This window comes from Polaromonas sp. (assembly GCF_012927455.1).
In the GTDB taxonomy this organism is placed as follows: Bacteria; Pseudomonadota; Gammaproteobacteria; order Burkholderiales; family Burkholderiaceae_C; genus Polaromonas.
In genome coordinates, this window is the sequence record NZ_JABBPE010000016.1 from 499813 (window position 1) to 513968 (window position 14156).

Annotated in this window: 13 protein-coding genes; 5 read left to right on the forward strand and 8 right to left on the reverse strand. The window is 62.4% G+C overall.

Translation table 11 applies throughout. The features are described from left to right. Nucleotides 1–36: 36 nt before the first annotated feature. Nucleotides 37–1587 (reverse strand): acetyl-CoA hydrolase/transferase family protein, encoded by a 1551-nt coding sequence (locus HHJ18_RS17395; RefSeq protein ID WP_296917162.1) that lies wholly within the window; start codon nucleotides 1585–1587, stop codon nucleotides 37–39. Between the two features lie 203 nt (nucleotides 1588–1790). Then, complete coding sequence (locus HHJ18_RS17400; protein ID WP_296917163.1) at nucleotides 1791–2213, reverse strand: hotdog fold thioesterase; 423 nt, start codon at nucleotides 2211–2213, stop codon at nucleotides 1791–1793. 145 nt (nucleotides 2214–2358) lie between these two features. Here HHJ18_RS17400 and HHJ18_RS17405 point away from each other — a divergent pair, with 145 nt between their 5' ends. Beyond that, nucleotides 2359–3657: a glycine zipper domain-containing protein gene (locus tag HHJ18_RS17405; RefSeq protein WP_296917166.1), complete on the forward strand. Its 1299-nt coding sequence runs from the start codon at nucleotides 2359–2361 to the stop codon at nucleotides 3655–3657. A 41-nt stretch (nucleotides 3658–3698) separates the two neighbouring features. Here the strand turns inward: HHJ18_RS17405 and HHJ18_RS17410 are convergent, their stop codons facing one another. The 5 genes from HHJ18_RS17410 to HHJ18_RS17430 form a co-directional block, all read right to left on the reverse strand. Then, nucleotides 3699–4712, reverse strand: coding sequence for an ABC transporter ATP-binding protein (locus HHJ18_RS17410; RefSeq protein ID WP_296917168.1), 1014 nt, complete (start codon nucleotides 4710–4712; stop codon nucleotides 3699–3701). Continuing rightward, entirely contained in the window at nucleotides 4709–5704 is a 996-nt protein-coding gene (locus HHJ18_RS17415; RefSeq protein WP_296917170.1) for an ABC transporter ATP-binding protein, read from the reverse strand. Before HHJ18_RS17415 ends, HHJ18_RS17410 begins: the two co-directional genes overlap by 4 nt. 28 nt (nucleotides 5705–5732) lie before the next feature. Further along, entirely contained in the window at nucleotides 5733–6638 is a 906-nt protein-coding gene (locus tag HHJ18_RS17420) for an ABC transporter permease (protein ID WP_296917171.1), read from the reverse strand. A gap of 2 nt (nucleotides 6639–6640) precedes the next feature. Beyond that, the gene (locus tag HHJ18_RS17425) at nucleotides 6641–7618 is read right to left on the reverse strand and encodes an ABC transporter permease (RefSeq protein ID WP_296917173.1); all 978 of its coding nucleotides are present in this window, start codon (nucleotides 7616–7618) and stop codon (nucleotides 6641–6643) included. 117 nt (nucleotides 7619–7735) lie between these two features. Further along, a complete protein-coding gene (locus HHJ18_RS17430; RefSeq protein ID WP_366558855.1) occupies nucleotides 7736–9331 on the reverse strand; it encodes an ABC transporter substrate-binding protein in 1596 nt (531 codons plus the stop codon). A 152-nt stretch (nucleotides 9332–9483) separates the two neighbouring features. Here HHJ18_RS17430 and HHJ18_RS17435 point away from each other — a divergent pair, with 152 nt between their 5' ends. The 3 genes from HHJ18_RS17435 to HHJ18_RS17445 all read left to right on the forward strand — a co-directional run bounded on the left by HHJ18_RS17435 (nucleotide 9484) and on the right by HHJ18_RS17445 (nucleotide 12160). Then, complete coding sequence (locus HHJ18_RS17435) at nucleotides 9484–10674, forward strand: M20 aminoacylase family protein (protein ID WP_296917395.1); 1191 nt, start codon at nucleotides 9484–9486, stop codon at nucleotides 10672–10674. A 17-nt stretch (nucleotides 10675–10691) separates the two neighbouring features. After that, a complete protein-coding gene (locus tag HHJ18_RS17440; RefSeq protein WP_296917175.1) occupies nucleotides 10692–11714 on the forward strand; it encodes a DUF2891 domain-containing protein in 1023 nt (340 codons plus the stop codon). A gap of 95 nt (nucleotides 11715–11809) precedes the next feature. Further along, nucleotides 11810–12160 (forward strand): hypothetical protein, encoded by a 351-nt coding sequence (locus HHJ18_RS17445; RefSeq protein ID WP_296917177.1) that lies wholly within the window; start codon nucleotides 11810–11812, stop codon nucleotides 12158–12160. Nucleotides 12161–12197: 37 nt separating this feature from the next. Here the strand turns inward: HHJ18_RS17445 and HHJ18_RS17450 are convergent, their stop codons facing one another. Continuing rightward, on the reverse strand, nucleotides 12198–13487 hold the full coding sequence (locus HHJ18_RS17450) for a solute carrier family 23 protein (RefSeq protein WP_296917179.1): 1290 nt from the start codon (nucleotides 13485–13487) through the stop codon (nucleotides 12198–12200). A 201-nt stretch (nucleotides 13488–13688) separates the two neighbouring features. Between HHJ18_RS17450 and HHJ18_RS17455 the strand changes: the two genes are divergently transcribed. After that, nucleotides 13689–14078, forward strand: coding sequence for a hypothetical protein (locus tag HHJ18_RS17455; RefSeq protein WP_296917181.1), 390 nt, complete (start codon nucleotides 13689–13691; stop codon nucleotides 14076–14078). Nucleotides 14079–14156 lie beyond the last annotated feature (78 nt).

Genomic DNA, 14156 nt, shown 5'->3' on the forward strand with positions numbered 1-14156 from the left:
ACACAACGGGCGCAAGCTGCTATTTAAACAATAGCGTCAGGCAAGCCGCAACTGGGCATGAAGGCTGTCGGCGGCATGCATGTTGCCGCTCTCCAGGTAGCGCGAATGCCAAGATAACGCCTCGTCGATAAGGTGCGGCGTGTGCTTGCCCGGCGCGTCGCGCAGGCCGCGCTCGAAATAGTCGAGCAGCGCCGGGCGGTAGTCCGGATGCGCGCATTTTTCGACGATCAGCCGCGCGCGCTGCGTCGGCGACAGGCCGCGCAAATCGGCCAGACCTTGTTCGGTGACTATTACCTGCACGTCATGCTCGGTATGGTCGACGTGCGAGGCCATCGGCACGATGCAGGAAACCGCGCCGTTCTTGGCCACCGACGGTGTCATGAAGATCGACAAGTAAGCGTTGCGCGCAAAGTCGCCCGAGCCGCCAATGCCGTTCATGATGCTGGAGCCCATGACGTGGGTCGAGTTGACGTTGCCGAAGATGTCGGCTTCTATCATCGCGTTCATCGCGATCACGCCCAGGCGGCGGATCACCTCGGGATGGTTGCTGATTTCCTGCGGCCGCAGCACGATGCGCTCGCGGTAAAAATCGATGCGTTCGTTGAAATCGGCCATCGCTTTCGGGCTGAGCGACAGCGCGGTGGCCGACGCCATGGAAAGCGTTCCCGAGCGCAGCATGTCGAGCATGCCGTCCTGCAGCACCTCGGTGTAGGCCGTCAGATTCTTGAACGGGCCGGCGTCCAGGCCGGCGAGCACTGCGTTGGCGATGTTGCCAACGCCCGACTGCAGCGGCAGCAGTTCAGCCGGCAGGCGGCCGCGCGCCACTTCCTGCTGCAGGAAATCAATGATGTGGCCGGCGATGCGCTGCGAGATCTCGTCGGGCGCGGCGAAGGCCGAGTTGCGGTCGGGCTGGTGCGTCTCGACCACGGCAATCACCTTGGACAGGTCGCAGTGCAGATAGGCCTCGCCAATGCGCTCGCCCGGCTGCGTCAGCGGAATCGGCAGGCGGTGCGGCGGCAGTTGCGTGCCGTAGTACACGTCATGCATGCCTTCCAGGCCGGCGTTCTGCATGGAATTGACTTCCAGAATGATCTTGTCGGCCTGGTCCAGCCAGGTCTTGTTGTTGCCGACCGAGGACGAAGGAATTAGCCTTCCGTCGGGCAAAATTCCGGCGACTTCAACCACCGCCACATCGAGGTGGCCCAGAAAGCCGAACCAGACATGCTGCGCCACGTTCGAGAGGTGGATGTCGGTGTACTGCATCTGCCCGGCGTTGATCTGCTTGCGCACCGTCGGGTCCGACTGGTAGGGCAGGCGCATCTCGATGCCATCGACCTTGGCGAGCGCGCCGTCAAGCTCGGGCGCGGTCGAGGCGCCGGTCCACAGGCCGATGCGAAAGGCCTCGCCCGCAGCATGCAAACTCTCGATGCGCCGCGCCAGCGCCTTCGGCACCGCCTTGGGGTAGCCAGCGCCGGTAAAACCGCTCATGCCGACATTGGAGCCGGCGGGAATCAGCGCGGCGGCCGCTTCGGCCGACATGATGCGGGATTTCAGGATAGGGTTGCGCACGCGATCAGCAAGGGACATGAAGGGCTGGCTCCGGGTAAATCCGATGGCGCGACGGCGCACATCAAGGTAGACCATTCTGACAAACGCGTCTTACGTAAGCCTGAACCCCGAAACGCCGTAGCCCGGGAGCGCAGAGATGCCTCAACAAAAGGATGCTTATACGCTATATATTTTATAGCTGCTTGCGCCCGTGCTGTATGGGCTAGAGGCCGATTTAATCATTATTTTAGGGTCAGCATGGCCATCGTGATGCGTGACACGCAGGTCAGCTCTCCAGCGTCGTTCCGCAGCTCGATCTGCCAGACCTGGGTGCTGCGGCCTATGTGCACGGGCCGCGTGATGCCGGTGACCCAGCCGCTGGTGGTGCCCCTGAGGTGGTTGGCGTTGATGTCCAGGCCGACCGTGCGCTGGCCTGCCGGGGCCGCGTAGGCGGCACCACAGGAGCCCAGCGTTTCGGCCAGCACTACAGACACGCCGCCATGCAGCAAGCCATAAGGCTGCACCGTGCGGTGATCGACCGGCACGCGGGCGCGTATGAAATCGTCGCCGACTTCCAGAAATTCAATGCCCAGATGGCTGACGGCGCCGTTGGCATTGCCCGCCGTGAGCAGTTCGACCGAGATGGCTTGTTTCCAGATACGCATGGGGACTCCGTGGGAGTAAGAATTAGAAGCAAAACCGCTTCACTATATAAGGTTGCCGCCTACAGCCGCTGGGTAAATTGTCGCGCCAGCGGCACCGGCCAGCCCAGCTTAAGCTTTAGAAAATGAGCAAAAGCCCTGACCCTTTATGACGCTGCCGCGCACCCGCAAATGGTTGCTTGGCCTGGGCCTTTTTCTGGGCCTTGTCGCGTTGCTCTGGATCGCCGTGGCCCGCCTGCTTCCCAGCGATGAAGCGTTGGCCCAGCGCGCCGCCGCCGAGCTCGAGCAGGCCCTCGGTGTCAAGGTCAGCGTGGGCGCGCTGCACTGGCAGCTGCGGCCCGTGCCGGCGCTGGTGTTGGAAAACATTGCAAGCTTGCAGCCCCAGCCCATCGTCATCAAAAAGCTCACGGCGCAGCTGAACCTGGCCGCGCTGCTGCAGCGCCGCGTGAAGGTGGACAGCGCCGAGCTCGAGGGCGCCGTGCTGCCGCAGCTGTCACTGCCTGCACTGGGGGGCAAGCCGGGCGCCGTGCAGGGTCCGTACCGACTGGGCGTTGAAGAGGTGCCGCTGGCGCGTCTGGTTTTTCGCGATGTCAGCTGGATCACGCGCTATGGCGTCGCCATCGTGTTTGCCGGCGAGGTGGACTTTGACGCGGGCTGGCGGCCGCGCCAGGCGCAGTTGCGGCGGCCGGATTTTGCGCCCGCGACCGACTTGAGCCTGACCCGACAGGCGCAGGAGGACCGCTGGGCCGTGCGCATCAACCTGGGCGGCGGCACCGCCCACGGCGAGCTGCAGCTGCAGACACGCGACCAGGGGCGGCTTCAGCTGGGTGGAAAATTGCAACCGCGCGGCATTGAGGTCGCCAGTGCGCTCAGCGCCTTTAATCGCACGCCAGTCATTTCAGGAAAAGCCTCAGGCAGCACCACGCTGTCGGCTAGCGGGCAGACCGTGATCCAGCTGGCGCAGTCCGTACACACCCAAACCACCTTCACCATGGGCCGCTCGGCGCTGCTGCGCTTCGACCTGGACAAGGCCATGCGCAGCGCCGGCCAGGAGCGCGCCGGGAAAACGCCACTAGACGCCGTCAGCGGACAGCTTGATACGCAAAACACGGCGAAAGGCATGGTGGTGAATCTGACCGATGTGAAAGCCAAATCGGGCACACTCAGCGTTTCCGGTCAGGCCAAGCTGGCACAGCGCCAGGTTGACGCCGAGTTTGCCGTCGATCTGGTCGATGGCGTGGTCGGCGTGCCGCTGCGCCTGAGTGGCCCGATCAACCACGTCAAGGTGTCGGTGCCGCCCGGTGCGCTGGCTGGCGCGGCCGTTGGTACGGCGGTCTTGCCCGGCGTGGGCACGGCCATTGGTGCCCGAGTGGGCGCCACCCTAGGCAAAATTTTCAGCCCAGAGCCCGCTCAAAAAAGCAGCGCGGCGTCGAAAAAACAACCTTGAACCATCCAATAGGCCTGACCAGTGGGCGCGCGGCCCCCGCGTTATCCATTGAGGTGACAGGCCGAGAAATGCGCAGACGCAATTTCCCGCAAGGCCGGCTTTTCTTCCTTGCAGCGCGTCATCGCATGCGGACAGCGCGGATGAAAATGACAGCCGGTGGGCGGCTGCAGCGGTGACGGAATCTCGCCTTTGACCGCCAGGAATTCGATTTTTTTCACCTCCAGCCGCGGCGCCGACGCCAGCAGCGCCAGCGTGTAGGGATGATTCGGGCGAGCGAACACCTCGTCGGCCGGTGCCGACTCGACCAAGCGGCCCAGGTACATGATGGCGACGCGATCCGATAGATGGCGTACCACCCCGAGGTCGTGGCTGATGAACAGATAGGTCAAATTCAGCTCGTCGCGCAGCTTCATGAACAGGTTCAGCACCTGCGCCTGGATAGACACATCAAGCGCCGCAACCGCTTCATCGCACACCAGAAATTGAGGGTGCACTGCCAGCGCCCGCGCAATGCCGACGCGTGCGCGCTGACCGCCGGAGAACTGGTGCGGAAAACGCCGCAGCACCGCCGGGTCCAGGCCGACCCGCTGCAGCAGCGCCTCGACATACGCGCTTTGCTGGCTCGCTTGCACCATGCCGTGCGCCACCGGCGCCTCGCCGACGATATCGATTACACGCATGCGCGGATTGAGCGAGGCGTAGGGGTCCTGAAAGATCATCTGGATGCCCAGCTGTTCTTTGCGCTTTTGCGGCGGCGCCAGCTTGTCGATTTCCTCGCCCTTCCACCAGCGCGTGCCGGCCGACAGGCTGTGCAGACCAACCGCCATGCGGCCTAGCGTCGATTTGCCGCAACCCGATTCACCGACCAGGCCGACCACTTCGCCGGCAGCAATCGACAGCGTCACGTCGTCGACGGCGTAGACGGTTTCTTCTTGCACGCGAGCGCCAAAAAGATTGGCGATGCGCGCCGCGCTGTCAAGCGATTTGACGAAGCGCTTGCTGACGCCGCGCAGTTCCAGCAGCGGCGCCGGGTCCATGGGATTGGACTGATTCATGGCGCGACCCTGGTGCCGTCGATGAGCGGATGAAAACAGCGCCAGCCGCGCCCCTCGCTGCTGTGCAGCGGCGGCGCTGCCTGGCACAGCACGGTGGCGCGCGTGCAGCGTTCGCGAAAGGCACAGCCGCCCGGCAGGTTCAACAGCGAGGGCGTCATGCCGGGGATTTGCTGCAGCGGCGCGCCGCGCGGATTGCGCGAGGGCGCAGATGCAATCAGGCCCTGTGTGTAGGGGTGGCGCGGCCGCTCCAGCACTTGCCGCACGCTGCCGCTTTCGACGATCTTGCCGGCGTACATTACGCACACGCTGTCGGCCAGACCGGCCACCACCGACAAGTCGTGCGTGATCCAGATCAGCGCGGTGCCCGATTCGCGGCATAACTTCTGCATTTCGTACAGGATCTGGCCCTGGATGGTGACGTCGAGCGCGGTCGTCGGCTCGTCGCAAATGATCAAGTCGGGCTTGTTCAGCAGCGCGGTGGCAATCGCCACGCGTTGCCGCATGCCGCCCGAAAACTGGTGCGGATAGGCCTGCAGGCGCTCGTCGGGCGAGGCAATGCCGACGCGCGTCAGGGCGTCGCGCGCCAGGGCACGCGCACTGTCGCGGCTGACATCCTGGTGCGCCAGCACGGCTTCCATCATCTGCGTGTCAATGCGCAGAACCGGATTCAGCGTCATCATCGGATCCTGAAAAATCATCGCGATTCGGTTGCCGCGCACCTGGCGCATGGCTTCGGGCGACAGGCCGCGCAGGTCCCGCCCCTTAAGCAGGATTCTCCCGCCCACCACCTGGCCGGGCGCATCGATCAAGCCCATGATCGAATAGCCCGTCATCGACTTGCCGGAACCCGATTCGCCGACCAGGCCCATGATCTGGCCGGCCTGCAGCGAAAACGACACGTCATCGACCGCCTTGACGGTGCCGGCGCGCGAAACGAAGCGCGTCTGCAGGTTTTCCACCGACAGCGTCGGGACCGGATAGGCGTCAGTCATGGCAGAGGTCTTTGCACTTCATTGCGCTTTATTGCGTTTGCAAGCGCGGGTTGAGCACGTCGCGCAACTGATCGGCCACCAGGTTGATCGCCACCACGGTGGCCAGCAGAGCGATGCCTGGGAAAAAGCTGATCCAGTATTTGCCCGACAGCAGATACTGGAAACCGTTGGCAATCAGCAGGCCCAGCGAAGGCTCCGTGACCGGCAGGCCGAGGCCGAGAAATGACAGTGTGGCCTCCAGCGAAATCGCCGAGGCGACCTGCAGCGCGGCGATGACGATCAGTGGCGGCAGGCAATTGGGCAGCAGGTGGCGAAAGATGATGCGCGCTGGCGACAGGCCCAGGCAGGTCGCCGCCTCGATGTACTCTTTTTTGCGTTCCACCAGTGCGGCGCTGCGTGCCGTGCGCGCGTAGTAAGCCCATTGCACCGCCACCAGCGCGATGATGATCTTGCCGACGCCCTGCCCGGTCAGGGCCAGCAAGATCAGTGCAATCAGAATCGGTGGAAAAGACAGCTGGATGTCGGCCACGCGCATGATGAAAGACTCGATGCGGCCGCCCGAATATCCGGCCAGCAGGCCGAGCGCCAGACCCAGCACCAGCGCGATCACGGTGCTGATGACGCCGACCGCGACCGAAATCCGTATGCCGTAGAGGATGGCCGACAGCATGTCGCGGCCCTGGTCGTCGGTGCCCATCAGAAAAGTCAGGCTGCCGTCAGCCGAGGTCTTGCCCGGTTCCAGCCGCGAATCCATCACGTCCAGGCGCGACAGGTCGTAGGGGTTTTGCGGCGAGATGAGCGGCGCCAACAGCGCCGCCAGAACGATTAGCAACAGCGCGATGAAGCCGACGGTGGCGATCTTGCTGGAAAAGAAATGGCGCGCAAAGCGTTTGAACGGCGTCTCTAAGGCAACAACAGGTTGACTGGTTTGCATGTCTATCCCTTGGCCTCTGACAGCCGCACGCGCGGATCAAGCAGTGAATACGCCACGTCCACCAGCAGGTTGATCAGAATGAAAATCGCCACGATCAGCATCAAGTAGGCAACGATGACCGGCCGGTCCAGCACCCTTATCGAGTCGATGATGAGTTTGCCCATGCCCGGCCAGGCAAACACCGTTTCGGTCACGATGGCGAACGCGATGATGGAGCCGAACTGCAAGGCAATCACGGTGATGACCGGAATCAGGATGTTCTTGAGCACATGCACGCCGATGATGCGGCTGTTGCGCAAGCCCTTGGCGCGCGCGAACTTCACGTAGTCTTGCAGCAAAGCCTCTTGCGCACCGGCCCGCGTCAGGCGGATCACCAGTGCAATATTGAACAGCGCCAGATTGAACGCCGGCATCAGCATGTGGCGCAAACCGTCCAGCGTCAGAAAGCTGACGGGGACGCCCAGCAGCAGCTCGGTGCTGCCGCGCCCGCTTGAGGGCAACCAGCCCAGCTGCACCGCAAACACCATGATCAACATCAGGCCGACCCAGAAGGTCGGCAGCGAAAAACCGAGAATCGACACCGCCATGATGCTTTTGCCGGCGATGCCATTGGGCCGCAAGCCGGCCCACAACCCCAACGGAATGCCCAGCAGAACAGCGATCACGATGGCGAAAACCGCCAGTTCCATGGTGGCCGGCATGCGTTCAAAAATCAGCGTGAGCGCTGGCGTAGAAAAGGCAAACGAACGACCCATGTCGCCGCCCAGCGCGTTTTTGACGAAGATGAAATACTGCTGCCACAGCGGCTTGTCGAGGCCGAAGGCGGCAATCGTGCGGGCGCGCTCGAGCTGGTCGGCGTCCGGGCTGATCAGGCTGTCGATCGGGTTGCCGATGGCGAACACGCCGACAAAGACCAGCAACGACATCACGAGCAGCACGACGACGCTTTGCAGCAGGCGGCGGATGATGAATACAGGCACGGATATTTTCTGAGGTGAGGGCTGGAAGCTGAAAGCTGCGTCACGCCGGACGCTTTGGTCGCTGGGTGAAAACGCCATGCCGCCCGATGTGGCCACCGGGCGGACGGGAATGCGGCCTTACTGTGGTTTGAACTCGTAGGCGTGCGTGCGCTCGTCGGTGCGCGCAATGTAGGAAATGCCCTTTTTCGTGGCCCACGTCGTAACTTGTTGGTGGATAGGAATCAGGCCGCCGTCGTTGATGACAATTGCGGTGGCCTCCTGCAGCAATTTGGAGCGCTCCTTGTCATCGACCGTGTTGAGGGCTTTGCCCAGCAGCTCGTTCAGCTTGGGATTGCAGTACTTGAGCCAGTTGAAGCCGCCAAAGCCTCTGGCCGGATCGTCGCAGGCGGCGAGCGCACGCAGTGGCGACGAGACTTCGCCGGTCTGCGCACCCCAGCCGAGCAGGCCCAGCGAATACTCGCGCTTGGCGCCGCGCGACGAATACACCGACATCGGCAATCCTTCAACCTTGGCAGCGATGCCAACGCGCGACAGCATCTGCGCAATCGTCTGAGTGATCTTCTCGTCGTTGATGTAGCGATTGTTCGGCGTATGGATGGTGATGCCAAAGCCGTTCGGATAACCGGCGGCCGTCAACAGTTTCTTGGCGCCCTCGGGGTCGTACTTGACGACCTTCAGGTTGGGATTGTGGCCAAACAGCGTGGCCGGTACCAGGTTGCTGGTCGGCTCGGACAAGCCTTCCATCACGCGTTCCTTGATGGCTTCGCGGTTGATCGCCATCGAGATCGCCTGCAGCACGCGCTTGTCCTGCATCGGGTTTTTGTCAAGCGGCTTGCCCTCTTTGTCGGTCACGAAGGGCGACTTGTCGCGGCTGGTGTCCGGGTAAAGAAAAATCACCCGGTGCGAGACTTTGGAGAACAGGCCGATGCTATTGTCAGAGCGTACCCGCGCCAGATCCGGTGTCGGGACGTTCTCGATCGCCTGCACATCGCCGGCCAGCAGCGCGGCCAGCCGCGTCGCGCCGTTCGGGATAAAGCGCAGCGTGACCTTGCTCCAGGCCGGCTTCTTGCCCCAGTAGCCGTCATTGCGCTCCAGCTCGATGCGGTCGTCGCGCAGGAATTTGACGAATTTGTAAGAACCGGTGCCGACCATGCCCTTGCCGCTGGCGAAGTCGTCGCTAGCCAAGCCTTGCGTGGCATTTTTGGACACCATGTAGATCGATGTCAGGTCGGACAGCAACAGCGGGTAGGGCTCCTTGGTGGTGAGCCGAATGGTATGGGCGTCCACAATTTTTTTGTTGATGACCGCCTTGGTGTAGACGTCAAACTTGCCCGGGCTGCCGACGATGGTGGCCGGCCGGTCTATCGACCAGGCCACATCTTCGGCGGTCATCTCGCTGCCATCGTGAAACTTGACGCCTTTGCGCAGCTTGAACTCCCAGGTCAGGTTGTTGACCAGCGTCCAGGACTCGGCCAGACCGGGAATGATGCGGCTGTCGGCATCCATCGTGACCAGCGGTTCGAACATGTGGTCGGACACGTTCAGATTGGAAAATAGATTGTAGAAATGCGGATCCATCGAGGTCGGCGGCGAGCTCATCGCGAGCTTGAGTTCCTGCGCGCCCGCAAGCGGCGCCGACAGCGCCAGCAGCGTGGCAATAGCGGCGGCGGTCAGACCGCGCAAGACGAAACGAGACGATGGCGTGACGGGCATACAGGGATCTCCGTTGAAAAGACATTTCTTGTGTCTGAGCTTACTATTAGTAGGGTTACGCACCGCTGACTTGCTGCCCAGCACCAAGATGGAGCAGCATAATCTCAATGCAAAATGCGTGCCTCAGGATAAACGCCATGAACACAGCCACCATGAATTTGATTGACCCACTCATCGAGTTTCAACCCGAGCTGCAGCAAATCAGGCGCGATATCCATGCCTATCCAGAACTCTGCTATGAAGAGCAGCGCACGGCAGGCGTAGTTGCTCAAAAACTCACCGATTGGGGTATTCCTGTGCTGCGCGGCATGGGCGGAACCGGCGTCGTCGGCATTATCAAGGCGGGCAGCAGCGCGCGTGCGGTCGGCCTGCGCGCTGACATGGATGCGCTGCCAATGCAGGAACTCAATACCTTTGCGCACGCCTCCAGGCACACGGGCAAGATGCACGCTTGCGGTCATGACGGCCACACCGCCATGCTGCTGGGCGCCGCGCATTACCTGGCGCAGCAGCGCAATTTTGACGGTACTGTTTACGTGATTTTTCAACCCGCGGAAGAAGGCGGCGCGGGCGCGCGCGCCATGATGGAGCATGGGCTGTTTGAACAGTGTCCGATGGACGCGGTGTTTGGCATGCACAACTGGCCGGGCGCGGCGGTGGGTACTTTCGGCGTGACGCCGGGGCCGATGATGGCGTCCTCCAATGAATTCGAAGTGATCGTCCAAGGCAAGGGCGCGCATGCGGCGCAACCGCACAAGGGTGTTGACCCGATCATGGTGGCGGTGCAAATCGCACAGGGCTGGCAGACCATTGTCAGCCGCAACAAGAGCCCGATCGATGCGGGCGTGTTGTCAATCACGCAAATCCACGCTGGCAGCGCCACCAATGTGATCCCGGATGAGGCGACGCTGATCGGCACGGTGCGCACCTTCAACACAGAGGTGCTCAATTTGATCGAGCAACGCATGCGCGCGGTCGCCCAGCACACCGCGGCGGCCTTTGATGCGCAGGTCGATTTCCGCTTCAAGCGCAACTATCCACCGCTGGTCAATCACGTGAAGGAAACGGCGTTAGCGGTCGAAGTCCTGCAGGCCATGGTGGGCACGCGCAATGTCAACGCGGCGGTGGAGCCGACCATGGGCGCCGAGGACTTCGCCTTCATGCTGCAGCAAAAACCCGGCTGCTACGTCTTCATAGGCAATGGTGAGGGCGCACACCGCACGATGGGCCACGGTCTCGGGCCGTGCAATCTGCACAACCCGAGCTATGACTTCAATGACGAGCTGCTGCCGATTGGTGCCAGCTACTGGGTGCGGCTGGCGCAAGCCTATTTGTCGCGGTAATGTCGCGCTAATCGACCATGTCCATACCTCTTTCGGTGTTGGCGCCCGCGTTTGCCCGCCTGGCTTTGCTCAACATTGCGCGGGAGTACCCCAACAAGCTCGACCACGTCATCAACGACGCCGGCGAGTTGCGCGCGCCACGAGCACTGCATCCGGTTTTCTATGGCAGCTACGACTGGCATTCGAGCGTGCACATGCACTGGTTGCTGGCGCGGCTGCTCCGGCTGCATGCCGAGCTGCCTGAAGCCGGCCAAATCAGCGCGGCCTTCGATGGCCATTTCACCGGCGCCGCTGTGGCTGCGGAGCTGGCCTACCTGCAGCAGGCTTCGCGCCAATCCTTTGAACGCACCTATGGCTGGGCCTGGCTGCTTAAGCTGCAGACGGAATTGGCGGCGCTGGCCGCGATCAATCCGCGCGCTGCGCGCTGGCGTGATGCCTTGCAACCGCTGGCCGACGCTTTCGCAGAACGCTACCTGCAGTTTTTGCCGATCACGCAGCATCCGATACGCGCCGGAACGCATGCCAACAGCGCCTTCGGCTTGCTGTTCGCCCTCGACTATGCCCAGGCCAGCGGGCACAGCGCGCTGCGCCAGCTGATCGTGGCCAAGGCCCAGGCATGGTTCGGCGCCGACCGCCTTTATCCGGCTGATTACGAGCCGGGAGGCGACGATTTTTTGTCCGGCGGTTTGCTGGAGGCGGTGCTGATGCGGCGCGTCAGCGATGCCCGCAGCCACGCTGACTGGTGGCAGGCATTTTGTCCGGCGCCGCAAGCCTTGCAGCATTGGCTGGCGCCGGTTGAAAACACCGATCGCAGCGACCCCAAGCTGTCGCATCTTGACGGCCTCAATCTGTCGCGCGCGTGGTGCTGGCGTTTGCTGGAAAGCGAACTGCCGAGCCACTTGCGCGAGCCGGTGCGCCAGGCGATTGAAGCGCATCTGGCCGTCGCGCTGCCGCACTCTCGCGCTGGCGACTATGTCGGCACGCATTGGCTGGCAAGCTTTGCCGTGCTGGCGCTCAGCGAAGAGCCACTGCGCCTATAAAGTAGCGGCGGCTCGAGCAAGACCTTACGGGGCTGCAGCTTTTCGGCGCGCTGCCAGCTTTACCTGCAGCGCGCGTGTCGGCTAAAATCTTCGGCATGTCCAAGCCGTCCAACGTCGTCCCCGCCCCTGTGTCTACGCCACTGGCACGCGCGTTGGACCAGAACGAAACCGTTCAAGAGACGGTTGAGCAGTCGGCCGACGAACTGCTGCTGATCAATACGGTGCTGAAGCAGGAAATTCCCGGCCACATCCAGACCGATGCGGTGGCGCAGGCCTTGCAGCAAGGCGAAGAACTGGAAAGCAAGATACAAGAGACTGCCGACAATCTGGCGCAGGTCAACCTGGCCCTTGAGCATGAAATTGCCGAGCGCGTCGAACTGGAGCGTGAACTGGCGGATACCAAGGCGGCGCTGGCCGAGGCTCAATGCCAGCCGCCCGCTCAGTAAGCGAATAAGACTTTTGCCTCCCGCTTTGGCTTGCGCTTTACGCGCGCCTGCGGCTCAGCAGCGCATTGAGCAATATCGCGCCGAACGTCGCTGTGCCAATGCCGCCCAGCGCGAACTGGCCAAACTTCAAGGTGAAATCACCGGTCCCCAGCACCAGGGTTATGGCTGCGACCAACAGGTTTTTGTTGTCTGAAAAATCCACCCGGTTGTCGATCCAGATCTTGGCGCCCGCCACCGCGATCAGGCCAAACACCACAATGCTGACGCCGCCCATCACCGGCAGCGGAATCGCTTGAATCAGCGCGCCAAACTTGGGGCTGAAACCGAGCACCACGGCCAGCAGGCCGGCCACCACAAACACCGCGGTCGAGTAAATCTTGGTGGCAGCCATCACGCCGATGTTTTCCGCGTAAGTGGTGACGCCGGTGCCGCCGGCGCTGCCCGAGATGATGGTCGCCACGCCGTCGCCGATGAAGGCGCGCCCCATGTAGGCGTCGAGGTTTTTGCCCGTCATGGCCGTCACCGCCTTGATATGGCCGAGGTTTTCAGCCACCAGGATGATGGCGACCGGCGCGATCAGCAGCATGGCATGGGCACTGAACACCGGCGCGGTAAAGCCAGGCGCACCGGCCCACGCGGCGTTGCCGATGGCCGATAAATCCAACGGCGTGCCCAGCCCCAGCCCGTTGGTCAGTAACGCATAGATCAGCGTGGCGACGATCAGGCCGACCAGAATCAAAAGGCGCTGAACCATGCCGCGCGTCATGACGGCGACCAGCGCCACGCTGACGAAAGTCAGCACTTGCATCCACGAATCAAAGTTGCTTGCCGCCATGTTCTTGATGGGAATGCTTGCCAGGTTTAGTCCGATCACGGCTACTACGGCGCCTGTCACCACAGGTGGCATCAGACGGTCTATCCAGCCGGTGCCCAGGCGTTGCACGATGGCGCCAATCAATGTGTAGACCACACCGCAGGCAATGATGCCGCCCAGCGCCACGCCGATATTCGGGTTTGGCCCTTTGCCGGCGAAGCCGCTGGCGGCAATCACCACGCCGATGAACGCGAAGCTCGAGCCCAGGTAGCTCGGAACCTTGCCGCCGGTGACGACGAAAAAGATCAACGTGCCGATGCCGCTCATCAGGATGGCGATGTTGGGATCGAAACCCATCAAAATGGGTGCCAGCACCGTGGCGCCAAACATCGCCACCACATGCTGCAGGCCCATCACGGTGGTGAGCGGCCAGCTCAGGCGTTCGTCAGGGGCTATTACGCCGCCGCGCTGCAGCACCGTGCTGCTTTTTTCTGTCCAGTCCAACATTCCCATCGCACTCTCTCCTCTTGTAAGTGGGGCCATGCTAGGGGCAATGGGCGGCGCACACAAGGGTTTCCACCGAAACAAGCCCCGGTGAAGCGGTGCAACCCCTCCCGTGTCTGACGGCCGCAACGGCTCGCGTCCTACAGGCCTCTTGGCAGGGCAAGTGAAGATGAAGTTTGAGCAATTTGCTCGATTTTTTGAAGGTGAATAATGATTAAGCAATCAACTTTCCTCGCGACCTTGGCGCTGGCCTGCAGTTCCGCATTCGCTCAAGCTCCTGCCAGTCCCGCTAGCCCCACCAACCCGGCCAGTCCCACCAGCCCGGCGGCTAACGACGCCATGCCACCCGCTGGCGCAGGAATGAAGCCCGGCGGTGCCATGGGCGCGGGCGGTCCCGGTATGGGTATGGGCGCGCACATGGGTATGGGTATGGGTATGGGTATGGACATGAAGGCTATGGACGCCAACGGCGACGGCATGATTTCCAAGAAGGAATTCGACAGCCACCACGCAGCGATGTGGAAAAAGATGAAAAGCAAGAACGGCATGGTGTCCATAGCCGACATGGAAGCGATGATGATGCAAGGCGGCAGAAACTGAGGCTGGGGCTCGCCGAAGCGGCGAGCCAGGAAACATTCCCGGAGCTGCCGCTGGCCGGCCCCCGCCTGATCGCGGCCC

Excerpts from the sequence above, each read along its gene's own strand:
- HHJ18_RS17400 (WP_296917163.1), bottom strand. The coding sequence starts at position 2,213 with ATGCGTATCTGGAAACAAGCCATCTCGGTCGAACTGCTCACGGCGGGC.
- HHJ18_RS17430 (WP_366558855.1), bottom strand. The coding sequence starts at position 9,331 with ATGCCCGTCACGCCATCGTCTCGTTTCGTCTTGCGCGGTCTGACCGCC.
- HHJ18_RS17410 (WP_296917168.1), bottom strand. The coding sequence starts at position 4,712 with ATGAATCAGTCCAATCCCATGGACCCGGCGCCGCTGCTGGAACTGCGC.
- HHJ18_RS17450 (WP_296917179.1), bottom strand. The coding sequence starts at position 13,487 with ATGGGAATGTTGGACTGGACAGAAAAAAGCAGCACGGTGCTGCAGCGC.
- HHJ18_RS17440 (WP_296917175.1), top strand. The coding sequence starts at position 10,692 with ATGTCCATACCTCTTTCGGTGTTGGCGCCCGCGTTTGCCCGCCTGGCT.
- HHJ18_RS17415 (WP_296917170.1), bottom strand. The coding sequence starts at position 5,704 with ATGACTGACGCCTATCCGGTCCCGACGCTGTCGGTGGAAAACCTGCAG.
- HHJ18_RS17420 (WP_296917171.1), bottom strand. The coding sequence starts at position 6,638 with ATGCAAACCAGTCAACCTGTTGTTGCCTTAGAGACGCCGTTCAAACGC.
- HHJ18_RS17435 (WP_296917395.1), top strand. The coding sequence starts at position 9,484 with ATGAATTTGATTGACCCACTCATCGAGTTTCAACCCGAGCTGCAGCAA.
- HHJ18_RS17395 (WP_296917162.1), bottom strand. The coding sequence starts at position 1,587 with ATGTCCCTTGCTGATCGCGTGCGCAACCCTATCCTGAAATCCCGCATC.
- HHJ18_RS17455 (WP_296917181.1), top strand. The coding sequence starts at position 13,689 with ATGATTAAGCAATCAACTTTCCTCGCGACCTTGGCGCTGGCCTGCAGT.
- HHJ18_RS17405 (WP_296917166.1), top strand. The coding sequence starts at position 2,359 with ATGACGCTGCCGCGCACCCGCAAATGGTTGCTTGGCCTGGGCCTTTTT.
- HHJ18_RS17445 (WP_296917177.1), top strand. The coding sequence starts at position 11,810 with ATGTCCAAGCCGTCCAACGTCGTCCCCGCCCCTGTGTCTACGCCACTG.